This window comes from Kocuria sp. SM24M-10 (assembly GCF_001027955.1).
GTDB lineage: Bacteria > Actinomycetota > Actinomycetes > Actinomycetales > Micrococcaceae > Kocuria > Kocuria oceani.
The window spans coordinates 1-22,159 of the sequence record NZ_LDNX01000172.1 but is presented as its reverse complement, the minus strand read 5'-3'; the positions used below and the strand labels follow the sequence as shown (position 1 = coordinate 22,159).

The 22,159-nt window shown below is 72.6% G+C and carries 21 protein-coding genes; 5 read left to right on the top strand and 16 right to left on the bottom strand.

Annotation, left to right across the window (positions count from 1 at the left end):
- Window positions 1-23: 23 nt before the first annotated feature.
- The 3 genes from pstA to pstS form a co-directional block, all read right to left on the bottom strand.
- Window positions 24-1,157: a phosphate ABC transporter permease PstA gene (gene pstA / locus ABL57_RS20050; protein WP_047805251.1), complete on the bottom strand. Its 1,134-nt coding sequence runs from the start codon at window positions 1,155-1,157 to the stop codon at window positions 24-26.
- On the bottom strand, window positions 1,157-2,092 hold the full coding sequence (gene pstC, locus ABL57_RS20045; RefSeq protein ID WP_047805250.1) for a phosphate ABC transporter permease subunit PstC: 936 nt from the start codon (window positions 2,090-2,092) through the stop codon (window positions 1,157-1,159). The genes pstA and pstC overlap by 1 nt, the downstream gene beginning before the upstream one ends.
- A gap of 174 nt (window positions 2,093-2,266) precedes the next feature.
- Window positions 2,267-3,382 (bottom strand): phosphate ABC transporter substrate-binding protein PstS, encoded by a 1,116-nt coding sequence (gene pstS / locus ABL57_RS20040; RefSeq protein ID WP_047805249.1) that lies wholly within the window; start codon window positions 3,380-3,382, stop codon window positions 2,267-2,269.
- A 303-nt stretch (window positions 3,383-3,685) separates the two neighbouring features.
- On the opposite strand from pstS, the gene ABL57_RS20035 reads away from it, so the two are divergent.
- On the top strand, window positions 3,686-4,834 hold the full coding sequence (locus ABL57_RS20035; RefSeq protein WP_047805248.1) for an aromatic acid exporter family protein: 1,149 nt from the start codon (window positions 3,686-3,688) through the stop codon (window positions 4,832-4,834).
- 122 nt (window positions 4,835-4,956) lie between these two features.
- Here the strand turns inward: ABL57_RS20035 and ABL57_RS20030 are convergent, their stop codons facing one another.
- From ABL57_RS20030 to arsB, 4 genes are all read right to left on the bottom strand, one after another.
- On the bottom strand, window positions 4,957-6,384 hold the full coding sequence (locus ABL57_RS20030; protein WP_047805247.1) for an FAD-dependent oxidoreductase: 1,428 nt from the start codon (window positions 6,382-6,384) through the stop codon (window positions 4,957-4,959).
- Window positions 6,385-6,398: 14 nt separating this feature from the next.
- Window positions 6,399-6,845, bottom strand: a complete 447-nt coding sequence (locus tag ABL57_RS20025; RefSeq protein ID WP_047805246.1) for an arsenate reductase ArsC — start codon at window positions 6,843-6,845, stop codon at window positions 6,399-6,401.
- A gap of 46 nt (window positions 6,846-6,891) precedes the next feature.
- The gene (locus ABL57_RS20020; protein ID WP_047805262.1) at window positions 6,892-7,263 is read right to left on the bottom strand and encodes a low molecular weight phosphatase family protein; all 372 of its coding nucleotides are present in this window, start codon (window positions 7,261-7,263) and stop codon (window positions 6,892-6,894) included.
- A 91-nt stretch (window positions 7,264-7,354) separates the two neighbouring features.
- Entirely contained in the window at window positions 7,355-8,449 is a 1,095-nt protein-coding gene (gene arsB / locus ABL57_RS20015) for an ACR3 family arsenite efflux transporter (RefSeq protein ID WP_047805245.1), read from the bottom strand.
- An 84-nt stretch (window positions 8,450-8,533) separates the two neighbouring features.
- On the opposite strand from arsB, the gene ABL57_RS20010 reads away from it, so the two are divergent.
- From ABL57_RS20010 to disA, 3 genes are all read left to right on the top strand, one after another.
- The gene (locus ABL57_RS20010) at window positions 8,534-8,908 is read left to right on the top strand and encodes a helix-turn-helix transcriptional regulator (RefSeq protein ID WP_047805244.1); all 375 of its coding nucleotides are present in this window, start codon (window positions 8,534-8,536) and stop codon (window positions 8,906-8,908) included.
- An 80-nt stretch (window positions 8,909-8,988) separates the two neighbouring features.
- Window positions 8,989-10,416, top strand: coding sequence for a DNA repair protein RadA (radA, locus tag ABL57_RS20005; RefSeq protein ID WP_047805243.1), 1,428 nt, complete (start codon window positions 8,989-8,991; stop codon window positions 10,414-10,416).
- Between the two features lie 7 nt (window positions 10,417-10,423).
- Window positions 10,424-11,500: a DNA integrity scanning diadenylate cyclase DisA gene (gene disA, locus ABL57_RS20000; RefSeq protein ID WP_047805261.1), complete on the top strand. Its 1,077-nt coding sequence runs from the start codon at window positions 10,424-10,426 to the stop codon at window positions 11,498-11,500.
- A 16-nt stretch (window positions 11,501-11,516) separates the two neighbouring features.
- On the opposite strand, the gene ABL57_RS19995 is transcribed toward disA, so the two are convergent.
- On the bottom strand, window positions 11,517-12,251 hold the full coding sequence (locus ABL57_RS19995; protein ID WP_238986145.1) for a hypothetical protein: 735 nt from the start codon (window positions 12,249-12,251) through the stop codon (window positions 11,517-11,519).
- A 24-nt stretch (window positions 12,252-12,275) separates the two neighbouring features.
- Between ABL57_RS19995 and ABL57_RS19990 the strand changes: the two genes are divergently transcribed.
- Window positions 12,276-13,250, top strand: coding sequence for an A/G-specific adenine glycosylase (locus ABL57_RS19990; RefSeq protein ID WP_047805241.1), 975 nt, complete (start codon window positions 12,276-12,278; stop codon window positions 13,248-13,250).
- Here the strand turns inward: ABL57_RS19990 and ABL57_RS19985 are convergent.
- The 8 genes from ABL57_RS19985 to ABL57_RS19950 all read right to left on the bottom strand — a co-directional run.
- Window positions 13,234-13,758, bottom strand: a complete 525-nt coding sequence (locus ABL57_RS19985) for an amino-acid N-acetyltransferase (RefSeq protein WP_047805240.1) — start codon at window positions 13,756-13,758, stop codon at window positions 13,234-13,236. The genes ABL57_RS19990 and ABL57_RS19985 overlap by 17 nt on opposite strands.
- A gap of 130 nt (window positions 13,759-13,888) precedes the next feature.
- On the bottom strand, window positions 13,889-16,453 hold the full coding sequence (locus ABL57_RS19980) for an ATP-dependent Clp protease ATP-binding subunit (protein ID WP_047805239.1): 2,565 nt from the start codon (window positions 16,451-16,453) through the stop codon (window positions 13,889-13,891).
- Between the two features lie 476 nt (window positions 16,454-16,929).
- Window positions 16,930-17,274 (bottom strand): Lsr2 family protein, encoded by a 345-nt coding sequence (locus tag ABL57_RS19975; RefSeq protein WP_047805238.1) that lies wholly within the window; start codon window positions 17,272-17,274, stop codon window positions 16,930-16,932.
- A gap of 301 nt (window positions 17,275-17,575) precedes the next feature.
- Complete coding sequence (locus tag ABL57_RS19970) at window positions 17,576-17,791, bottom strand: hypothetical protein (protein ID WP_047805237.1); 216 nt, start codon at window positions 17,789-17,791, stop codon at window positions 17,576-17,578.
- Between the two features lie 53 nt (window positions 17,792-17,844).
- Window positions 17,845-19,371: a lysine--tRNA ligase gene (gene lysS / locus ABL57_RS19965; protein WP_047805236.1), complete on the bottom strand. Its 1,527-nt coding sequence runs from the start codon at window positions 19,369-19,371 to the stop codon at window positions 17,845-17,847.
- Window positions 19,372-19,427: 56 nt separating this feature from the next.
- Window positions 19,428-20,285 carry a pantoate--beta-alanine ligase gene (gene panC / locus ABL57_RS19960; RefSeq protein WP_047805235.1) on the bottom strand — a complete coding sequence of 286 codons (858 nt, stop codon included), beginning with the start codon at window positions 20,283-20,285 and terminating at the stop codon, window positions 19,428-19,430.
- Window positions 20,282-21,202, bottom strand: coding sequence for a Rossmann-like and DUF2520 domain-containing protein (locus ABL57_RS19955; RefSeq protein WP_047805234.1), 921 nt, complete (start codon window positions 21,200-21,202; stop codon window positions 20,282-20,284). The genes panC and ABL57_RS19955 overlap by 4 nt, the downstream gene beginning before the upstream one ends.
- On the bottom strand, window positions 21,199-22,159 hold a 961-nt coding region (locus tag ABL57_RS19950; protein ID WP_047805233.1), incomplete at its 5' end, for a PH domain-containing protein. The genes ABL57_RS19955 and ABL57_RS19950, both read right to left, overlap by 4 nt.

Sequence of the window (22,159 nt, the reverse complement as noted above, 5' to 3'; positions counted from 1 at the left end):
GTGTGCAGAGGTGTGTGCGGAGCTCAGCGGCCGGCGGTCTTGGGGGCGAACGCCCGGGCCACGAGACGGGCCACAAGGTTGAGCAGCATCACGATCAGGATCAGGATCAGCGCCGCCGCCCACGCCCGCTGCTGTGAGGGGTCGGGGCTCGTGGGGGACGTGGGGGTCATGATCTGGTAGTAGATGAACGTCGGCAGGGTGGTCATCCATCCCGAGAAGGAGTTCCAGTTGATGGCCGTGGCGAAGCCGGCGGTGACCAGCAGCGGGGCGGTCTCGCCGATCACGCGGGCGATCGCCAGCGTCACCCCGGACGCGATCCCGGAGATCGCGGTGGGGATGACGACCTTGAGAATGGTCCGCCACTTGCGCACGCCCAGGGCGTAGGCGGCCTCGCGCAGCTCGTTGGGGACGATCTTCAGCATCTCCTCGGTGTTCTTCACCACCGTGGGGATCATGAGCACGGTCAGGGCCACCGCCGCCACGAAGCCGAAGCGGGTGGACGGGCCGAGCAGCAGGCCGAACAGGGCCGCGGCGAACAGGCCGGCCACGATCGAGGGAATGCCGGTCATGACGTCGACGAAGAACGTGATGCTCTTGCCGAGCCAGCCGCCCTTCGAGTACTCGACGAGGTAGATGGCGGTCAGGAGCCCGATCGGCACCGACAGGAGGGTGGCCCAGAACGTGATCGAGACCGTCCCGACGATGGCGTGGTACGCCCCGCCCAGCACCGGGCTCTCCCCCGCGGCGGCGGCGTTGTCCGTGGCTCCGGTGACACCGTTCATGGACGTCAGCAGCAGGTTCGAGGTCAGACCGGGCAGCCCGTTGGCCAGCACCGTCCAGACCACGGAGATCAGCGGGATCACGGCCAGCACGAACGCCGTGTAGACCAGGTAGGTCATCAGGGAGTCCGCGCCGTTGCGCGGGCCCTCGACCGCCGTCACGGCGACCGGTGCTGCGATCAGGAACACCACGGCGGCCAGGACAGCCCACAGGGCCACGGAGAAGCCGAACAGCGCCGCGAGGGCCGCGCCCACCACCACGGCGGCCGCACCGATCGCGGGCACCAGCCATGCGGGCTTCTGGTTGCGGGTGAGCGTCGACCGGCGCGGCGAGGACGGACGCACGGGAGCGGGGTTGCGGAGGGCGGTGTTGAACATCAGTTGGCTCCCGAGAATTCCTTGTAGCGGGCGACGATGGCGCGGGCGATCATGTTCACGACCAGTGTGATCACGAACAGGATCAGGCCGGCCGCGATGAGCTCGGACAGGCGAAGGCCGTAGGCCTCCGGGAAGTTCAGGGCGATCTCCGCAGCAATGGTCTGGTTGCCGGACTGGACCAGGGACGTGGTGAGCGGGCCGCTGGAGAGCACCAGGGCCACCGCCATGGTCTCCCCGAGGGCCCGGCCCAGCGCGAGCATCACGGCCGAGACGATGCCCGGACGGGCGAACGGGAGCACCGTCATCCGGATCATCTCCCACCGGGTGGCGCCGAGGGCCAGTGCGGCCTCCTCGTGCAGCTTGGGCGTCTGGACGAACAGCTCGCGCGACATCGCCGTGATGATCGGCAGGATCATGATCGCCAGCACCACACCGGCCGTGAGCATCGTCTTGCCGGTCTGGGAGGGCGGGCCGGCGAAGAAGGGGATGAACCCCAGGTTGCCGGAGAGCCAGGCGTAGAAGGGCACCATCGACGAGGCGAGCACCGTGGTGCCCCAGGCCCCGTAGATCACCGAGGGGATCGCCGCCAGCAGGTCGATGACGTAGCCCACGGGCTTGGCGATCCGCGCCGGCGCGTAGTGGGAGATGTACAGCGCCACAAGCACCCCGATCGGGGTCGCGATCACCAGGGCGATGACGGCGGCCACCACGGTGCCGATGACCATGGGCCAGATGTAGGACCAGAAGCCGGCGCCGCCGGAGACGTCCTCCGCGGGCGCCTGGAAGGTGGGCAGCGCCTGCAGGAACAGGAACAGGGCCACGGCGGCGAGGACCGCGAGGATCAGCACGCCGGCCCCGAGGCTGAGCCCGGAGAAGATCGAGTCGCCGGCCCTGCCGCCGGAGGCGGTCTTCCTGGCGGTGACGGTGGTGGACATGTCGGGTGCCCCTTCGATTGCCTGACACGGGTCGCACCGGGACGGGGTTGTGCCCCGGCGCCTGGGTCCGGTGACGCTCCTCACGGCGGAGGCGCCTCACACACAAATGTCCCGTTCGGCGCGAGCACGGGCCACGGGCCCGGGCCCGCACCGAACGGGACCAGCAGAACTGGATCAGCCGGCGACCGTGATCTGGTCGATCGCCTCCTGCGCGGAGCTGCGCAGGTTCTCGGACATCGGGGCCGAGCCGGCGGCGTCGGCCGCGGCCTGCTGCCCCTCCTCGCTGATGACGTACGAGCCGAACGCCTTGGCGAGGTCAGCGGTCTCCTGAGAATCGTACTGCGAGCAGTACAGGTGGTAGGACACGAGCACGATCGGGTAGGCCCCGGACTCGGTGGTGTCGCGCTCGAGGTCCATCGCCATGTCGTACTCGGCGCGCCCCTCGACGGGGGTGGAGTTCTCCACCGCGGTGGCGGCGGCCTCGGCGGAGTACGGGACGTACTCCTCGCCCACGCCCACTGCCACGGTGCCGAGGTCACCCACGGCAGAGGCGTCGGCGTAGGTGATCGCGCCCTCGGTGGAGCTGGTGGACTGCACCACCCCGGCGGTGCCCTTGTTGTTCTCGGCGGCCCACTGCGAGGGCCAGTTGCCCGAGACCTCCTCGGTCCACACCTCGGGGGCGGCCGCGGCCAGGTACTCCTGGAAGTTCTCCGTGGTGCCGGACTCGTCGTTGCGGTGCACCACGGTGATCGGGGTGTCCGGCAGGTCGGCGTCCGGGTTGAGCTCGGCGATCGCCGGGTCGTTCCAGGTGTCGATCTCCCCGGTGAAGACCTGCGCGATGGTGGGCCCGTCCATGTTCACGGTCTCCACGCCGGGCAGGTTGAAGGCCACCGCGATCGGGGAGATGTAGGCCGGGATGTGGAAGCCGCCGTCGGGCCCGCAGACCTCCTTGGACGCCTCGTACTCCTCCTCGTCGAGGTAGGCGTCGGTGCCGGCGAAGTCGGCACCGCCGGCGACGAAGGCCTCCCGGCCGGCGCCGGAGCCGTCCGGGGAGTACTGCACCTGGGCCTCGGGGTTGGCGCTCTGGAAACCGTTCTGCCAGGCGGTCATCGCGGCCTGCTGGGAGGATGCGCCGATGCCGGTGAGCGTGCCCGACACTCCGGCGCCCGCGGCCGAGGACTCGCCCGAGCCGGTCGCTTCGCCCGTCGCGTTGTCGGAACCGCACGCGGTGAGTGCGAGCGAGCCGATGGCCAGGACGGCCGCGGAACGGCCGAGGTGGGAAACCTTCACTTGATAGCCCCTTCAGATCACAGTTGCGCCCCGTCGAGGGGCCGTCGTCCAGCGTCGCTCCGGATGTCGTCGGAGCCGGTGCGAGAGGCGGATCTGCGGTCGTCCCGCGGACCTCTCACCGGGAGACCTTAGGGAGCGCAGGTAGCCAGATTGGCCCGCGAAGGTGAACGGAGGGTGAACACAGGCCCCGAGGGCAGGGCAGGGTCGCGCAACTCACACCGGGGACCTGCCCGGTGCCGTGAAGGGGCGCGGGAGCGGAGCCGGCCCGCCGGAGGTCCCCGGCCGCTCCCCTAGGATGGGCCCATGCAGCCAGGCGACCGTGCACGAGCCGCGGCCCGTGCGGTGCGCAGCCGCACCAGGGTCGGCCTGACGCGGGTCCGCACGGGTCTGCTGCAGAGCTTCCAGATCACGGTCGCGAGCGTCGGGGCCTACGTGATCGCCGAGCGGCTCCTGGGCCACTCCGGACCGATCTTCGCCGCCACCGCGGCCCTGGTGGCCCTGGGCTTCGCCAAGGACGGACTGCGCTACCGGCGTGTGCTCGAGGTCTCGATCGGCTGCACCCTCGGCATCGCCGTGGGGGACACGCTGATCCACGTCCTGGGCACCGGGGTGTGGCAGGCCGCGGTGGTGCTCATGACCTCGATCCTGCTCGCCCGCTTCCTGGACAACGGCACGCTGTTCACCACGCAGATGGGCCTGCAGGCCGTGCTCGTGGTCCTGCTCCCGCCCTCCCAGGACGGCGTGTTCGCCCGTTCCACCGACGCCGTCGTGGGCGGGGCCTGCGCCCTGGCCATGGCCTACTTCGTGCCCACGGACCCGCGGCGGCAGCCGCGCCAGGACCTGCGGGCCCTGGTCGACGAGTTCTCCGGGGTGCTGCGGGAGGCCGGCCGCGCCGTCGAGGACTACGACGCCACCGCCGCCTGGCACGCCCTCGTGCGCTCCCGCCAGACCCAGCCGCTGGTGGACTCGGTGACCTCCGGGCTGAAGTCCGCCGTGGAGATCGCGACGGCCTCCCCGCTGTACCGCGGCCGCCGCGCGGAGATCGAGACCATCGGGCGCTCCATCCGCTATCTCGACCTCGCCGTGCGCAACGCCCGGGTGCTCACCCGCCGGCTCGCCTCTGTGCTCAACCACGTGACCCTCTCGGACGAGGCCGTGGCCGCCCTGACCGACGCCCTCGACGACCTCGCGGACGCGGTCAGCACCCTGGGCAACGCGCTGGCGGTGGCCGCCCCCGGGTCCCGGGAGAGCTACCTGCGCCAGGCCCGCAACGAGCTGGCGAACGTGGCCGGGCGGCTGCACCCGCGCGAGATGGGGGTGCGGACGATGGAGGGCGAGACCCTGGTGCTGGACATGCGGCCGATGGTCGTGGACCTGCTCGAGGCGGCCGGCATGACCCACGAGGAGGCTCGCGACCAGCTCCCCCGGCTGGAGGGCTGGGACCGCGCCTGAGCAGCACTCCGGCCGGCGCGGGCCGCCCCGTCACGGCCGGGCCCGGGCCCGGAGGGCACGCACCCGGACCTCGACGGCCGCGAGCGACGGCCGCGGGCGGCGCCGGTGGCAGGCGGGCCGGCTCAGCAGCAGGACGAGGACAGCAGCGGCAGCGGGGCACGCTCGAGAGCCACCGGCTGCGGGCTCGAGCAGCAGGCCTCGGCCGGCTCCTCGGCGGCCTGCGGGGCGCAGCAGCCCTGCTCCTCGCCGCTGTCGCCCGCGGGCCCGAGGGCCGGCAGGTCGCAGGACCCACCCAGATCGGTGGAGCACACCCCGGTCTCGGGCAGGACCAGCTGCACGTCGTCGGCGGCTTCCCGGTCCCCGGCCAGGGCGGCGGCGACGGAGCGGACCTGCTCGTAGCCGGTGGCCAGGAGGAAGGTGGGGGCACGTCCGTAGGACTTCATGCCCACGATGTAGAAGCCGGCCTCGGGGTGGGCCAGCAGCTTCTCCCCGTGCGGGGCCACGGATCCGCAGGAGTGGAACTCCGGGTCGATCAGCGGTCCCAGCTGCTTCGGGGCGTCGACGGCCGGGTCCAGCTCCAGGCGCAGCTCCGAGAGCATCGCGAGGTCGGGGCGGAAGCCGGTGGCCGGCACCAGCAGATCCACGCTGAGTTCTGCGTCCCCGGTGGGGGTGGTGGCCCGGACGCTCAACCTGCCAGCGGTCGAGGTGAAGCGGGTGATGGTGAAGGAGGTGTGCACTTCGATCACCCCGGATTCCACGAGGTGGCACAGCCGGGTGCCCAGCGCGCCCCGGGCGGCCAGTTCGTCGCGGTCCTCCCCGCCGTAGACCCGAGTGACGTCGGCGGAGCGCACGGCCCAGGAGATCCGGGTGCCTGGCTCGGTCTCGGCCAGGGCGCCGAGCTCGAGCAGGGTGTTGGCCGCGGAGTGCCCGGCCCCCACGACGAGCACGTGGCGGCCGGAGAAACGGTGCCGGTCCCGGCCGGTGACGTCGGGCAGCGGGGCGGTGATCCGCCCGGCGGTCACGGCCTCGGCCTCGCCGGGGGCGGGTAGCCCGGCTTGGCCCAGCGGGTTGGGCGTCGCCCAGGTGCCGGAGGCGTCGATCACCGCCGACGCCTCGACGTCCTCCACCGCGCCATCGGTGCGCTGGAGGCGCACCAGGAACGGGGTGGACTGCCGGTTGGCGGTGCGGGTCTTGTCCATCCCCGCCCGGGACACGGCCACCGCCCGGGCGCCGGTGCGGATCCGTTCCGCCAGGACGGCCGCGAGGGGCTCCAGGTACTGCTCCACCAGCTCGGCGCCGGTCGGCAGCGCCTCGGGGTCCGGGGCGGTCCAGCCGGTGCCGGTCAGCAGACGGGCGGCGGCCGTGTCGATGTCGTAGCGCCACGGGGAGAACAGGCGGGTGTGGCCCCAGTCGCGGATCGCCGCCCCCGCCCGGGGGCCGGCCTCGAGGACCAGCGGGGTCAGGCCGCGTTCGAGCAGGTGCGCGGCGGCGGCCAGCCCGACGGGCCCGGCGCCGATCACGACGACGGGCAGATCGATGCTCCCGGTCATGTTCTGCGGACCTCTCACTCGGCGGTGCCGGCCGGCAGCAGCTCGGAGACCAGGGTCTGGACGCGGGTCCTGATCTCGTCGCGGATGGGCCGCACGGCCTCCACACCCTTGCCGGCCGGGTCTTCCAGGGCCCAGTCCTCGTACCGCTTGCCCGGATGGAACGGGCAGGCGTCCCCGCAGCCCATGGTGATCACCACGTCGGATCCCTGCACCGCCTGGTCGGTGAGGATCTTCGGGGTCTGGGCGCTCAGGTCGATGCCCTCCTCGGCCATGGCCTCCACGGCGGCCGGGTTCACCGCGTCGGCCGGGGCGGAGCCGGCCGAGCGGACCTCGATGCGGCCTCCGGAGAGGTGGGTCAGGTAGGCGGCGGCCATCTGGGACCGCCCGGCGTTGTGCACGCACACGAACAGGACGGAGGGCTTGTCCGTGGTCTCGGCCGCGGACGTGGGGTCGGTGCTCATGGGGTGATCCGTTCTGTCGGACGGGGAAAGAGGTGAGGGGGACGGTTCAGGCGTGCGTGCCGTCGGTGAGCTCGGTGAGCAGCCGCTGCACGCGGGTGTCGATGTCGTCGCGGACCAGGCGCATCCGCTCGGCACCCTCGATCCCTCGGGTGGAGGGCTCGTCGGTGTGCCAGGTCTCGATGGTGCCGGCCATGCCCGCGACGGGCTCGACCGTCGCCTCGTCGCCCAGGACCACGACCCGGTCCACGGAGCGCAGCAGCTCGGGGTCGATGGGCTTCGGGGTGCCGGAGGACATGTCGGCCCCGACCTCGGCGACGACCTCGGCGGACAGTGCGTTGATCGTGCTGCCCGGTGTGGTGCCGGCGGAGTGGACCTCCACAGCACCCGCGGCGTGGTGGTCCATGAGGGCGGCGGCCATCTGGGACTTGCCGCCGTTCTTGGCGCAGACGAACAGGACGGAGGGCTTGGTGGTCTCGGTGCTCAACTGGTGCTCCTGGAAGGTCGCGGGGTCAGCGGGTGGGGACGGTACGGTCACCGGGGAAGAGCTTCCGCCCGGCCCACAGGGACACGTAGACCAGCGCCACGAGCACGGGCACCTCGATCAGCGGGCCGACCACCCCGGCGAGGGCCTGTCCGGAGGTCACCCCGAAGGTGCCGATGGCCACGGCGATGGCCAGCTCGAAGTTGTTGCCGGCGGCGGTGAAGGCCACGGTGGTGGACTTCGCGTAGTTCAGCCCCAGGGCGCGGGAGACGAGCAGCCCGATGCCGAACATGAGGAAGAAGTAGACCAGCAGCGGCCACGCGATGCGCACCACGTCCCAGGGGTTCGAGGTGATCGCGTCGCCCTGCAGGGCGAAGAGCAGCACGATGGTGAACAGCAGCCCGTACAGGGCCCAGGGACCGAGCTTCGGCAGGAACGTGCCCTCGTACCAGTCGCGGCCCTTGGCCTTCTCGCCGAGGGTGCGGGTGAGGAACCCGGCCACCAGCGGGATGCCCAGGAAGACCAGCACGGAGACGACGATGGACCAGACCGAGAACTCCGCCGACGTCGTTGGCAGGCCCAGCCAGGACGGCAGGACCTGGAGGTAGAACCAGCCCAGGGCGCCGAAGGCGATGACCTGGAAGACGGAGTTGACCGCCACCAGCACGGCCGCCGCCTCCCGGTCCCCGCAGGCCAGGTCGTTCCAGATCAGCACCATGGCGATGCACCGGGCCAGGCCCACGATGATCAGCCCGGTGCGGTACTCCGGCAGGTCGGGCAGGAAGATCCAGGCCAGGGCGAACATCAGCGCGGGCCCGACGATCCAGTTCAGCACCAAGGAGGCGCCCATCAGCCGTCGGTCGCCGGCCACGCGGTGGGTCTCGTCGTAGCGGACCTTGGCGAGCACCGGGTACATCATCACCAGCAGCCCGATCGCGATGGGCACGGACACCTCGCCCACCCTCACCGCCTCCAGGGCGGCGTCCAGCCCCGGCACGAACCGGCCGAGCAGGAGGCCGGCGAGCATCGCGGCGATGATCCAGGCGGGCAACCAGCGGTCGAGGAAGGACAGGTCCTTCATCACCCCCTGGGAGGCGGTGGGGGCGGTGGCGGTGTTGCTCATGGGCGGGTCCGGTCCTTCATATCGATGACGATCTATCGGTCACCCTAAGGAACATATTGACACACGTCAATGTATAGTGGGGGGATGACTGCCGCACCGGATCTTCAGGCCGCCGCTGCCGATCAGTGCGTCCCCGGCACGACGGGCACGGAGTGCTGCTCGCTCTCGGGCGGGCCCATGACCCCCGACGACGCCCAGCGGATCGCCGGCCGGCTCAAGGCCCTGTCCGACCCCACCCGCCTGCGGCTGCTCTCGCACGTGGCGGCGCAGGGCTGCAGCGCGGTCTGCGTGTGCGACCTGACCGCGGTGGTGGACATCAGCCAGCCCACGGTGAGCCACCACATGAAGAGGCTCGTCGACGCCGGGCTGGTCACCCGCGAGCAGCGCGGCAAGTGGGCCCACTACTCCGTGGTCCCCGAGGCCTTCGCCGAGCTTTGCTCCTTCCTCGACCTGGGCTGAGCCGGCGCCGAGGCCGGCGCTGCGCCGTCCGCTGAGGCCGTCCGCTTAGGCCGTCCGCCGCGGCCGATAGCCTGGTCGCCATGAGCACCCGCACCCGCCGCAACTCCCCCGCCTACCGCTGCACCGAGTGCGGCTGGAGCACGGCCAAGTGGGTGGGCCGGTGCGGGGAGTGCCAGGCGTGGGGCACGGTCGAGGAGATCGGCGAGCACAAGGCCCGCACCACTGCGGCACGCTCCATCGCCGAGCCCGCCCGGCCCATCGCCCAGGTCGACGCCACCGTCGCGACGTCGGCGCCCACCGGCGTGCCGGAGCTGGACCGGGTCCTCGGCGGCGGCCTCGTGCCCGGGGCGGTCGTCCTGATGGCCGGGGAGCCGGGGGTCGGGAAGTCGACGCTGCTGCTCGACGTCGCCGCCCGCTTCGCCGAGGGCGCCGGCACGGGGACCCGCGACGTCCTCTACGTCACCGGCGAGGAGTCCGCCGCGCAGGTGAAGCTGCGCGCGGACCGGATCAGCGCCGTCGCCCCCACCCTCTTCCTGACCGCGGAGACGGATCTCGCCACCGCCCTGGGCCACATCGAGACGATCTCGCCCCGCCTGCTCGTGGTCGACTCCGTGCAGACGCTGGCCAGCGCCGAGGTCGAGGGCTCCGCCGGCGGGGTCACGCAGGTGCGCGAGGTCGCGGCCTCCCTCATCGCCGCGGCCAAGAAGCGGAACATGACCACCCTGCTCGTCGGCCACGTGACCAAGGACGGCTCCATCGCCGGCCCCCGGCTGCTGGAGCACCTCGTGGACGTGGTGTGCCAGTTCGAGGGCGAGAAGCACTCGCGGATCCGGCTGCTGCGGGCGGTGAAGAACCGCTACGGGCCCACCGACGAGGTCGGCTGCTTCGACCTCACCGAGACCGGCATCACGAGCGTCGAGGACCCCTCTGGCCTGTTCGTATCCCGCACGGCCATGCCGGTCTCCGGGACGTGCCTGACCGTCACGCTCGAGGGCCGCCGCCCCCTCCTCGCCGAGGTGCAGGCGCTGCTGGACCGCTCCGCCACCGCGCAGCCCCGGCGTGCCACGGCCGGACTGGACTCCTCGCGCGTGGCGATGCTGCTCGCCGTCCTGCAGCGCCGGGCCGGGGTGAACCTGGCCGGGCTGGACTGCTACGTCTCCACGGTCGGCGGGGTCAAGCTCACGGAGCCCTCCACCGATCTCGCCGTGGCCATGGCCCTGGCCTCCGCCGCGCAGGACCGGCCCCTCCCCCAGCGGCTCGTGTGCTTCGGGGAGGTCGGCCTGGCCGGCGAGGTGCGGCCCGTCCCGGGCATCGGCCGCCGCATCCAGGAGGTCGCCCGGCTCGGCTTCACCCACGCGGTGGTGCCGGCCAGCTCGACCGGACCGGGTGCGGTCCCGGCCGGCTTCACCGTGCGGGAGGTGACCACGATCACCGAGGCCATGGAGCTGCTCTTCCCCCGGTCGGGCGCCGGTTCCGGGCAGAAGCGGCAGACCGCCGCGGCCGTATGATGTGACCGTGGCGAAGACCCCTGAGAACGCACTGCGCAAGACGCTGGCCCGCATCGCACCGGGCACCGAGCTGCGCACCGGTCTCGAACGGATCCTGCGCGGCCGCACCGGTGGCCTGCTGGTGCTGGGCTTCGACCGGTCCGTGGAGGCGATCTGCTCCGGGGGCTTCGACATCAATACCGACTTCTCCGCGCCCAAGCTGCGGGAACTGGCCAAGATGGACGGCGCCATCATCTGCGACCGGGACGCCACCCGCATCCTCAAGGCCGGGGTGCAGCTCGTGCCGGACGCCTCGATCGACACCAGCGAGTCCGGCACCCGGCACCGCTCGGCGGAGCGCACCGCCAAGGAGACCGGGGTCCCGGTGATCTCGGTGAGCCAGTCGATGAGCGTCATCACCATCTACGTGGGCGAGACCCGCTACGCGATCGAGGGCTCCCAGTCGATCATGGCCCGCGCCAACCAGGCGCTGCAGACGCTGGAGCACTACAGCAACCGCATGGAGCAGGTCCTCGGCAACCTCTCCTCGCTGGAGATCGAGGCGTCCGTGACCGTGCGGGACGTGGCGCTGACCCTGCAGCGCATGGAGATGGTGCGGCGGATCTCCTCCGAGATCGGCTGGTACGTCCTCGAGCTGGGCGTGGACGGCCGGCTCATCGCCCTGCAGCTCGAGGAGCTGACCGCGGGCACGGGCCCGGGGCCCGACGTCGTGCTGCGGGACTACCTGCCCGACGACACTCCGGCGGAGGGCATCGACCAGGGACTGGAGAGCCTCGCGGAGCTCACCCCGGCGGAGCTCATCGACCTCCAGCGGATCGCGGTGTCGGTGGGGCTGATCGAGCCGCAGGGCAGCCTGGAGACGGACCTGCACCCGCACGGCTACCGGCTGCTGGAGGGCATCAAGTCGATGCCGCGGGCGGTGGCCAACCGCCTGGTGCGCCAGTTCGACGGGCTGCAGTCCCTCATGGCCGCCAACCTCGAGGACCTCAAGGCGGTGGAGGGCATCGGCGAGCAGCGGGCCCGCACGGTCCGCGAGTCGCTCTCGAGGATGGCCGAGACCAGCCTGCTCGAACGCTTCATGTGAGCCGGGCGCGTCCCGCTCACTCCAGGACGAACGCCGCCGGCTCGCTCGTGCGCTCCCCGAGGGAGACCAGCAGGCGGTAGTACCCGGGCTGGGCCTCGCCGCCCGCCTCCGCGCAGCCCTCGGCGGTGCGCTGGCGGTTCCACGTCAGCCGGGCGCTCTCCTCCTGCCCCGGTTCGAGGGTGCGCTCGGCGTCCTCCGAGCCGGCCTGGCAGTGCCGGCTGTCGAAGACGGTGTCCGCGCCCGAGCTCACCTCGTAGACCATCTGCGAGGTCCCGGCGTTGACCGTGCAGGGATCGTCCCCCGTGTTCTCCAGGGTGAGCACCAGCACGGGCTCCTCGCCCTCGCGGTAGCTCTCCCGGTCCGTGGACGCCCGCACGGCCAGGTCGGCCCCGCACTCCTCGGCCGGTGCCTCCGTGGCGGCCGCCGACGCGGAGGCGGAGGGGCTCTCGTCGGGCCGCGGCGTGAAGTCGGCGAAGGGCTCCCGGGAGACCGTGGGAGCGGCGCTGGCCGCCGCCGGGGCGGGGGCGGCCTCCGGCTCGTCGGAGCCGAGCATGGCCACGACCGCCGCACCGATCCCCACGGCCACGAGCAGCAGCAGCACGCCCGCCGCGACCGCGGCGACGATCCGCCGGCGCCGGTAGACCTCGGGGCTCACCCGCCGCGGGTCGGAGGTGCGAGGAGCCCGTCCGTCGTCGTCGTGACCGTTTCCCGACCGTCCGTGGGGGGTGCTCCCGGAACCCTTCTGCGCCATGCCACCAAGGCTACAGTGGGTGCGATGAGCTCCCGTCCCGCCCCCGCCCCCGCCGTGCACCCCGGCCTGCCGGACCTGCACCGCGCCGTGACCGGCTGGTTCGACGTCGCCGCCCGGGACCTCCCGTGGCGGGACCCGGACTGCTCCCCGTGGGGCGTCATGGTCAGCGAGTTCATGCTCCAGCAGACCCCCGTGGCACGCGTGCTGCCCGTGTGGCGGGCCTGGCTGCAGCGCTGGCCGCACCCGGCCGACCTCGCGGCCGCGAGCACCGGCGAGGCGGTGCGGGCCTGGGGCCGGCTGGGCTATCCGCGGCGGGCCCTGCGCCTGCACGCGGCCGCGGTCGAGATCACCGAGCGCCACGGCGGGCGCGTCCCGGCGGGGCACGACGAGCTGCTGGCCCTGCCCGGCGTGGGCGCCTACACCGCCGCCGCGATCGCGGTGTTCGCCTTCGGGGACCGGCAGGTGGTCGTGGACACCAACATCCGCCGCGTGCAGGCCCGCGTGGTCTCGGGACGGGGCCTGCCGTCCCGCTCCCTGACGGCCGCGGAGACCCGGCTCGCCGAGCAGCTGATGCCGGAGGAGGACGCCCTCGCCGTGCGCTGGAACCAGGCGGTGATGGAGCTCGGCGCGGTGATCTGCACCGCCCGCTCACCGCGCTGCGAGCAGTGCCCCGTCCGGCACGCGTGCGCGTGGGTCGCCGCGGGCCGTCCCGAGCCGGCGGAGGCCCCCCGCGGGCAGAGCTGGCACGGCACGGACCGCCAGGTGCGCGGCGCCGTGCTCGCCGTGCTGCGGGCCGGGCGCGACCCCGTGCCGGAACCGCACCTGACCGGACCGGTGGACGTCGCCCCGGGCACCGTGCCGGCGCCCGAGGTGCTGCGCGCCCTGGACGCCCTGCACGGTCTGGGCGCCCCGGAGGAGCAGCGCCGCCGTGCCCTGGACGGGCTGGTCCAGGACGGCCTGGCGGCGCGCGGCCCCGCGGGGATCAGCCTTCCGGGCTGAGCTCGAGGATCATCCGGGTGTTGCCGAGCGTGTTCGGCTTCACCCGCGCCAGGTCGAGGTACTCGGCCACGCCCTCGTCGTGGGAGCGCATCAGCTCGGCGAAGACGTCCGGGTCCAGCTGCTGCTGGTTGGGCATCACCTCGAAGCCGTACCGGCGGAAGAAGTCCACCTCGAAGGTCAGGCAGAACACCCGGGAGACCCCCACGGCCCGGGCCCGCTCGATGAGACCCGCCAGCAGGGCGCGCCCCACTCCGCGCCCGCGCCAGGCGTCGGAGGTGGCCAGGGTCCGGACCTCGCCGAGGTCCTCCCACATCACGTGCAGGGCCCCGCAGCCGACGAGACGCCCCGGGGTCCCGGCGTCCTCGGCGACGAGGAACTCCTGGATGCCCTCGTAGTAGGCGACCGTGTCCTTGTTGATCAGCACCCCGGCCCGGGCCAGCGGGGCCACCAGCTCCTTGATCGCGGGGACGTCGGAGGTGCGGGCGGGTCGCAGGCGCAGTTCGGTCACGCGGCAAGTGTACGCTCGCTAACTCCGCAGGCCGCGGGGCATGTCGCCCCGAGGCCGCCCGCACTTCGGGGGACGCGGAAGGGCCCGCCGCGCAGCTGCGCGGCGGGCCCTTCCGTCCGGCGGGAGAGGCTCAGCCCTCGGCGCCGTGCTCCCCGTCCCCGCGGACGACCTCGACGTCCTCGAAGCCGCCCATCGGGTCGACCATCCCGTCGCCGGTCAGGTCGTACATCGGGGTGGAGGAGAAGGTGAGGACCTGCTTGTCGCCCTCCCCCTCGGTGCCCACGGTGATCTTCTCCCCGGAGCTGATCTCCCCGAAGAGGATCTTCTCCGAGAGCCGGTCCTCGATCTCCCGCTGCATGGTGCGGCGCAGCGGCCGGGCACCCATCGCCGGGTCGTAGCCGCGGCGGCTGACCCACACCTTGGCGGCGTCGGTGAGCTCGATCGACATGCCCTGGTCCCGCAGCCGCTCCTGCAGCCGGGCCACGAAGAGGTCCACGATCTGGACGATCTCCGACTCCGTCAGCTGCGGGAAGACGATGATCTCGTCCACGCGGTTGAGGAACTCGGGGCGGAAGTGCTCCTTGAGCTCGTCCTGGACCTTGGCCTGCATCCGCTCGTAGCTGGAGGCGGAGTCCACCCCGGTCTGGAAGCCCACGGGCACGGCCCGCGAGATGTCCTTGGTGCCCAGGTTCGTGGTCATGATGATCACGGTGTTCTTGAAGTCCACCACTCGGCCCTGCGAGTCGGTCAGCCGGCCGTCCTCGAGGATCTGCAGCAGGGAGTTGAACAGGTCCTGGTGGGCCTTCTCGACCTCGTCGAAGAGCACCACGGAGAACGGCTTGCGGCGCACCTTCTCGGTGAGCTGCCCGCCCTCCTCGTAGCCCACGTAGCCGGGAGGGGCCCCGAACAGGCGCGAGACGGTGTGCTTCTCCTGGTACTCGGACATGTCCAGGGTGATGAGGGCGTCCTCGTCCCCGAACAGGAACTCCGCGAGCGCCTTCGCGAGCTCGGTCTTGCCCACGCCGGTGGGGCCCGCGAAGATGAACGAGCCGCCGGGACGCTTCGGGTCCTTCAGGCCGGCGCGGGTGCGCCGCATCGAGCGGGACAGCGCCTTGATGGCGTCGTCCTGGCCGATGATGCGCTTGTGCAGCTCGTCCTCCATGTGCAGGAGACGGCCCGTCTCCTCCTCGGTGAGCTTGTACACGGGCACCCCGGTGGAGGCGGAGAGCACGTCGGAGATGACCTCGGGGGTCACCTCGGCGAGCTCGTCACCGCCCTCGCGCCAGGCCCGGTCCTTGTCGTCGCGCTCGGCGATGAGCTTCTGCTCGGTGTCGCGCAGCGAGGCGGCCTTCTCGTAGTCCTGGCCGTCGATGGCGGCCTCCTTGAGCCGCTTCACCTCGGTGATGCGGTCGTCGAGCTCCTTGATCTCCGGCGGAGCGGTCATCCGCTTGATCCGCAGCCGGGCGCCGGCCTCGTCGATCAGGTCGATCGCCTTGTCCGGGAGGAAGCGGTCGGAGATGTACCGGGCCGCCAGGTGGACGGCGGCCTCGAGGGCCTCGTCCGAGATGGAGACGCGGTGGTGGGCCTCGTACTTGTCGCGCAGGCCCTTGAGGATCTCCACGGCGTGCGCCTCGGAGGGCTCGTCCACCTGGATCGGCTGGAAGCGGCGCTCCAGGGCGGCGTCCTTCTCGATGTGCTTGCGGTACTCGTCGAGCGTGGTCGCGCCGATGGTCTGCAGCTCCCCGCGGGCGAGCATGGGCTTCAGGATCGACGCGGCGTCGATCGCGCCCTCGGCCGCGCCGGCGCCGACGAGGGTGTGGATCTCGTCGATGAACAGGATGATGTCACCGCGGGTGCGGATCTCTTTGAGCACCTTCTTGAGCCGCTCCTCGAAGTCACCGCGGTAGCGGGAGCCCGCCACGAGGGAGCCGAGGTCCAGGGTGTAGAGGTGCTTGTCCTTGAGGGTCTCGGGGACGTCGCCGCGCACGATGGCCTGGGCCAGGCCCTCGACCACCGCGGTCTTGCCGACGCCGGGCTCGCCGATCAGCACCGGGTTGTTCTTGGTGCGCCGGGAGAGGATCTGCATCACACGCTCCATCTCGCGGAAGCGCCCGATGACCGGGTCCAGCTTGCCCTCGCGGGCGGCCGCGGTGAGGTTGCGGCCGAACTGGTCCAGCACCGCCGACCCGGCGGGGGTGCCCTCGGACTGCCCGGCCGAGCGCACGCCGGCGCCCTCCTTCTCGGGGGTCCCGCCGCCCTGGTAGCCGGAGATCAGCTCCAGCACGGTGGAGCGCACCTTCTGCGGCTCCGCACCGAGCTTGGTCAGCACCTGCGCGGCCACGCCCTCGCCGGCGCGGATGATGCCCAGCAGGATGTGCTCGGTGCCGATGTAGTTGTGGCCGAGCTGGAGGGCCTCGCGCAGGGAGAGCTCGAGGACCTTCTTGGCGCGCGGGGTGAAGGGGATGTGCCCGGACGGGGCCTGCTGGCCCGGGCCGATGATGTCCTGGACCTGCTCGCGGGCGCCGGTGAGGGTGATGCCCATCGAGTCGAGCGCCTTGGCGGCCACTCCCTCGCCCTCGTGGATCAGCCCGAGCAGCAGGTGCTCGGTGCCGATGTAGTTGTGGTTGAGCATCCTGGCCTCTTCCTGGGCCAGCACCACGACCCGGCGGGCGCGGTCGGTGAAGCGTTCGAACATGGATACTCCTCAGTCGATGTCTGCAGACGATGCTACGCACCCGGGAGCCCGATCGGGGGGCTGTTCGCCACCGGCGAGACGGCCCGCCGGCACGGGTCCGGCCCGCGCCGCGGAAAAGGCCCGGCCGATATCGGCATTTGCGTCCGCACCACCGAAAGCGCAGGTCACCGACGCAATTACGGCGCCCGTGCCCCCGCACCGGCCCCCGGCTATTCCGGCGGTAGGGCGGGATCCGTGCGCGGAAATATCCCCGGCCCGGCGCAGAACGGACGCGGTGCCCGCAGAACGCGCCCGCAGGGAATGCCGCCGGAGAGCTGCCGGAGTTAGAGCAGGGTTATGGCGGTGTTATGACGGCGTTATGGCGGGGCCGTGGCGGAACTCCGGCCGAACACAAAAGGAGGGGCCGGAATCCCGGCCCCTCCGGCTGGTATCCGCACCGGCGCCGGGTGGTTTCCCGGGCACCGGTGCGGAGCCGCTCACTGGTGGGCGTCGTAGTACGCCTTCTGCACGTCCTGGTGGATGCGGCCGCGGTCGGAGACCGGGAGGTCGTTCTCCCGGGCCCACTGCCGGATCGCGGCGGTGTCCGGGTTGGACCTGCCGGTGGGGCGGGCGCCGCCGGAGCGTGCCTGCTTCGGGGACTGCTTGCTCTGGGCCCGCCGGGCCTTGGCGATGAAGGGCCGCACGGCGTCGCGCAGCTTCGCGGCGTTCTCCTCGGAGAGATCGATCTCGTACTGGGTCCCGTCCAGCCCGAAGCGGACGGTCTCCTCGGCCGGTCCGCCGTCGAGGTCGTCCTCGAGAATGATCTTCACGGTCTGTGCCATGGCTGAAACTCTCCTCCGCCTTTCGGCGTTCGTCCTGCTGAGGTCGTGCCGGTCCGGCACGACCTGAACTGCTGATGATTCCCCCGTGCCGGAACGGTAGGCCCGGATCATGAATTCCGGCCGACACCGGGAACTCGTGTTCCCGGTGCCGACTTTATCCTACAATTTCGCGGCACAATTCGTCAGCACGAAAAAGGGGATAAGTTCCGGTGGGATTCCCGGGGAAACTCGGCGAAGAAACCCGGCACCGATCCGAATTCATCGGAAAGGCCCCCGGGCGCCGCGGACGGAGAGCGGCGGGTCAGCGCGGCGTACCGCGCCCGCGGCGCCGCCGGTGGCCGAAGGGCACATCGGCGCCGTCGCGCTCCCGGATCTGCTCGTACCAGCGCTGCGCGTCCTCCTGGGAGCGGGACTCGGCGGCGCGCTCGCTCCGGTCGCCGCGAAGGATCGACCGCAGGACCAGCCAGAAGATGATGCCGACGCTGATGGAGGGCAGCAGGACCACGAGGTATTCCATGGGGCGATTCTCCCGGGACGGTCTGGACGGAGGCTGAGGGCCCGCGGACGGGCTCAGTCCTGCTCCGGCTTCATGAGGGGGAACAGGATGGTCTCCCGGATCCCGAGGTCGGTGAACAGCATGATCAGCCGGTCCAGGCCCAGGCCCAGCCCGCCCATGGGCGGGGCGCCGTGCTCGAGGGCGCGCAGGAAGTCCTCGTCCAGGCGCATGGCCTCGGCGTCACCGGCGGCGGCGCGGCGGGACTGCTCGGTGAGCCGCTCCCGCTGCACCACCGGGTCGATCAGCTCGGAGAAGGCGGTGCCGCGCTCCATGCCGCCGATGATGAGGTCCCAGGCCTCGATCAGCCCGTGCTCGGAGCGGTGCTGACGGGCCAGCGGCTGCGCCGAGGGCGGGTAGTCGCACACGAAGGTCGGCTGGAGCAGCGTGGGCTCCACGATCTCCCCGAACAGCTCGAGGACGTGCTTCTCCGCGTCCCAGGCCGGGTCCACGGCGACCTCGTGCTCCTCGGCGACCCGGCGGAGCTCCTCCACGGGCGTCCGCGGGGTGATCGTCCGGCCCACGGCCTCGGACAGCGCGGGGTACACCGAGAGCCAGCGCCACGGTCCGCGCAGGTCGATCGTGCCCCGCTCGGTCTCGATCGTGTCCACGCCCAGGGCGTCGGCGCACGCGAGGATGATCTCCTGGATCCGCTCGGCCATCGTGAACTGGTCGGCGTAGGCCTCGTAGGCCTCCAGGGTGGTGAACTCCGGGCTGTGCGAGGAGTCGACGCCCTCGTTGCGGAAGACCCGGCCGATCTCGAAGACCCGCTCGATTCCGCCCACCACGGCGCGCTTGAGGTAGAGCTCCGTGGCGATGCGCAGGGTCATGTCCTGGTCGAAGGCGTTCAGATGGGTCTCGAACGGCCGGGCGCTCGCCCCGCCGTGCACCAGCTGCAGGATGGGCGTCTCGATCTCCACGTAGCCGCGCTCGACCAGGACGTTGCGCACCGTCTGGATGATCCGCGCCCGCTTCACCACGACGTCGCGGGCCTCGGGCCGGACGATGAGGTCGAGGTAGCGCCGGCGCACCCGGGTCTCGTCGTTGAGCTCGTTGTGCAGCGTGGGCAGCGGCCGCAGGGCCTTCGAGGCCATGGACCAGGCGTCGGCCATGACGGACAGCTCGCCGCGGCGGGAGGCCACGACCTCGCCGTGGACGGCCACGAAGTCGCCGAGGTCCACGAGCTGCTTCCACTCGGCCAGGGACTCCTCGCCCACCTTCGCGAGGGAGAGCATGACCTGCAGGCGGGTGCCGTCGCCCTCCTGGAGGGTCGCGAAGCACAGCTTGCCGGTGTTGCGCACGAACACCACGCGCCCGGCCACGCCCACGAACTGCCCGGTCTCCTCGCCGGGCTCCAGGTGGCCGTGGGCCTGCCGGACCTGGGCCAGGGTGTGCGTGCGCTCCACGCCCACGGGGTAGGCCTCCCGGCCGGACTCGAGCAGCCGGGCGCGCTTGGCGAGCCGGAACTGCATCTGCTCGGAGAGCTCGGCCTGCTCGGCGGCCTGGTCCTGGACGGTCGGGGTGGTGTTCTGCGCGTTGGTCACAGTGGTCCAGGATATCGCGGGGGTCAAATCCCTCCCCGGGGTCCGCGCAGCGGACCTCAGAGGGACAGGTTGTCGATCAGCCGTGTGGCGCCCACGTGCGCCGCGACGAGGGCGAGGGCCCCGGGAGCGGGCGCCACGGGCGCCAGCGTGCGGGGGTCGACGACGACGAGGTAGTCGAGCCGGACCTGGTTCTCGCCGTCGATCCGGGCGCGGGCGGCGTCGAGGTCCAGCTCTCCGGCCGCGAGCGCCCGCAGGGTGGCCGGGAGCACGAGCGCCGCGTGCCGCTGGCCGGCGTCGAGGTAGCGGTTGCGCGAGGACAGGGCCAGGCCGTCGGCGTCGCGCACGATGGGCACGGGGCGGACGGTGACCGGCAGGTCGAAGTCGGCGACCATCCGGCGCATCAGCAGCAGCTGCTGGGCGTCCTTCTCCCCGAAGTAGGCCCGGAAGGGAGCCGGTCCGGGCGGGGCGGAGATGTTGAGCAGCTTGTTGACCACCGTGAGCGCGCCGTCGAAGTGCCCCGGCCGGCTGGCGCCGTCGAGCACGGCACCCAGCGGCCCCGCGGTCACCCGCACCAGCGGCTCGCCGTCGGGGTACATCTGCTCCACGGCGGGGGCGAACACGAGGTCGGCCCCGCACCGGGCGAGCAGCTCGAGGTCGGCCTCGAGGGTGCGCGGATAGCGCTCGAGGTCCTCGTCCGGGCCGAACTGGAGCGGGTTGACGAAGATCGAGACCGCGACCACGGCGTTCTCCTCCCGCGCGAGGCGCACCAGGTGGGCGTGCCCCTCGTGCAGCGCCCCCATGGTGGGCACCAGCCCCAGCGACGCCTCGCCGGGCACCGCGGCGAGGCGCTCGGCGAGGGCGGCGCGGAACTCCCCGATGCCCCGGCAGACGCGGGGGGTGGTGGAGGTGGTCACGGGGTGTCCCTTCCGTCGGTGAGGTCGAGGGCCGCCAGCACGGCGTCGTAGCGGGGGCGGTCGAGCAGACCGCGGTCCAGGGCGCGGCGGGCGGTGACGCGGGCGAGGTCCAGGTAGGCCAGCAGGACGTCGTCGCCCTGGTGCCCGTGGGCGTACTCGTCCAGGGCCCCGCGGTGGGCGGCCACGGTGCCCGCGTCCCCGCGGGCGACGGGGCCGGTCAGCGCCGACTCCCCGGAGGCCAGGGCGTTGTCGAGGGTCGCGCGCAGCAGGGGGCCGAGCATCCGGTCCGGGTGCTCCACGCCGATGTCGCGCAGCACCTGCATCGACTGCCCGGCGACGGTCATCAGGTGGTTGGCGCCGTGGGCGAGGGCGGCGTGGTAGAGCGGGCGGTCGGCCTCGGCGACGACCACCGGCTCGGCCCCCATCTCCACCACGAGCGCCTGGGCGATGGGCAGCACCGGCGCCGGGGCGGTGATCCCGAACGAACAGTCGCTCAGCCGGGCGAGGTCCAGGCTCAGTCCCGTGAAGGTCATCGCCGGGTGGACGGCCAGCGGGATGGCCCCCAGCCGGCGGGCGGGGTCGAGGACACCGGTGCCCCAGCGTCCGGCGGTGTGCACCACGAGCTGCCCGGCCTGCCACAGCTGCGCGTCGGCGAGGCCCTGCACGAGACCGGGCAGCTCGTCGTCGGGCACGGCGAGCAGCACGAGCTCGGCCCGGTCCAGGACGGCGGGCACGTCCAGGACGGGCACGTCCGGGAGGAGGGCCTCGGCCCGGTCCCGGCTGGCCTTCGAGACCGCGTTGACCCCGACCACGGCGTGCCCGGCCGCGCGCAGCGCCGCGCCGAGGACGGCGCCCACCCTGCCGGCGCTGACGATCCCCACCCCGAGGCGTCCGGGGCGGTCCGAGGGACGGGTCATGCTCTCTCCTGCAGGGGGGTTCGGGGGTGGCGCGGGGCGTCGGCCAGTCTACGGGCCCCGGCGGCGTGCGCGGCCTGGGCGGCCGCCAGGGCCCGGGCGTCCCCGGTGTCGAGGTGCGCCACGGCCACGGTCACCGGCCCGGGGGTCGAGTGCAGCTGGACGTCCGCGAGTCCCAGGGCACGTTCGAGCGGGCCCTGGGACACGGCCACGGACTGGGTCTTCTCGTGCGGCAGGACGTCGGTGCGGCGGCTCAGCCGGCCCGACCGGACGGCGAGCACGTCCTCCGTCGCCGCGAAGCCGGTGCGGCGGTGCACCAGGGGGTCGAGCCACCGCGCCCGGCGCGGGGAGGTGGTGTAGCGGCCCTGCGCGCCGAGGCCGTGCAGTCCTTCCCCGAGCAGGGCCGTGAGGTCCCCGTCCCGGGCGCCGGGCAGGGCCAGGTGCAGGACCGTGCGCACCTCCGGCAGGGTGCCGACGGGCAGCAGGGTGGAGCGCATGGCGTCGCTCTCCCCCGCGGCGGGACCGTAGCCGGCCACGTTGACCCGGATCCGGTACCAGCCGAAGGGCCGCCACAGCAGCGGCTGGTCCACCCCCACTGCCTGGATCCGCCCGGTGGGCACCGTCTGGGAGCGGACGCTGAACAGTCCGTAGCGCACGCGCATGCCCTCGGGGATGCGCAGCAGCCGGAAGCGGTAGCCCTGCTCGAAGCGGCGGTAGGCCACCGCCCCGAAGCTGATCAGCCCGGGCAGCCAGGCCGCGAGCACCGCCGGCCCTGCCACGGGGTCGAGCACGAGCGCCACCGGGGCGGCGACGAGCAGGGCGGCCAGGACCACGGCGGAGCCGGAGGCGAGCACGGAGCCGAGCAGCCGGGGCACGGGCACCGCGAGCACCGGGCGCTCCTCGTCGCCGGTGGCCGCCCACGGCGCGGGACGCCGCGCGGGCGCCCCCGGCAGGCCGCCG

What these genes read in the sequence shown, in the direction of transcription:
- ABL57_RS20025 (WP_047805246.1), bottom strand. Translation starts at nt 6,845, where the DNA reads ATGAGCACCGACCCCACGTCCGCGGCCGAGACCACGGACAAGCCCTCC.
- radA (WP_047805243.1), top strand. Translation starts at nt 8,989, where the DNA reads ATGAGCACCCGCACCCGCCGCAACTCCCCCGCCTACCGCTGCACCGAG.
- pstA (WP_047805251.1), bottom strand. Translation starts at nt 1,157, where the DNA reads ATGTTCAACACCGCCCTCCGCAACCCCGCTCCCGTGCGTCCGTCCTCG.
- ABL57_RS20020 (WP_047805262.1), bottom strand. Translation starts at nt 7,263, where the DNA reads ATGGCCGCCGCCCTCATGGACCACCACGCCGCGGGTGCTGTGGAGGTC.
- ABL57_RS19970 (WP_047805237.1), bottom strand. Translation starts at nt 17,791, where the DNA reads ATGGAATACCTCGTGGTCCTGCTGCCCTCCATCAGCGTCGGCATCATC.
- ABL57_RS20035 (WP_047805248.1), top strand. Translation starts at nt 3,686, where the DNA reads ATGCAGCCAGGCGACCGTGCACGAGCCGCGGCCCGTGCGGTGCGCAGC.
- ABL57_RS20010 (WP_047805244.1), top strand. Translation starts at nt 8,534, where the DNA reads ATGACTGCCGCACCGGATCTTCAGGCCGCCGCTGCCGATCAGTGCGTC.
- arsB (WP_047805245.1), bottom strand. Translation starts at nt 8,449, where the DNA reads ATGAGCAACACCGCCACCGCCCCCACCGCCTCCCAGGGGGTGATGAAG.
- ABL57_RS19990 (WP_047805241.1), top strand. Translation starts at nt 12,276, where the DNA reads ATGAGCTCCCGTCCCGCCCCCGCCCCCGCCGTGCACCCCGGCCTGCCG.
- ABL57_RS19975 (WP_047805238.1), bottom strand. Translation starts at nt 17,274, where the DNA reads ATGGCACAGACCGTGAAGATCATTCTCGAGGACGACCTCGACGGCGGA.
- pstC (WP_047805250.1), bottom strand. Translation starts at nt 2,092, where the DNA reads ATGTCCACCACCGTCACCGCCAGGAAGACCGCCTCCGGCGGCAGGGCC.
- ABL57_RS19980 (WP_047805239.1), bottom strand. Translation starts at nt 16,453, where the DNA reads ATGTTCGAACGCTTCACCGACCGCGCCCGCCGGGTCGTGGTGCTGGCC.
- ABL57_RS19995 (WP_238986145.1), bottom strand. Translation starts at nt 12,251, where the DNA reads ATGGCGCAGAAGGGTTCCGGGAGCACCCCCCACGGACGGTCGGGAAAC.
- ABL57_RS20030 (WP_047805247.1), bottom strand. Translation starts at nt 6,384, where the DNA reads ATGACCGGGAGCATCGATCTGCCCGTCGTCGTGATCGGCGCCGGGCCC.
- ABL57_RS19955 (WP_047805234.1), bottom strand. Translation starts at nt 21,202, where the DNA reads ATGACCCGTCCCTCGGACCGCCCCGGACGCCTCGGGGTGGGGATCGTC.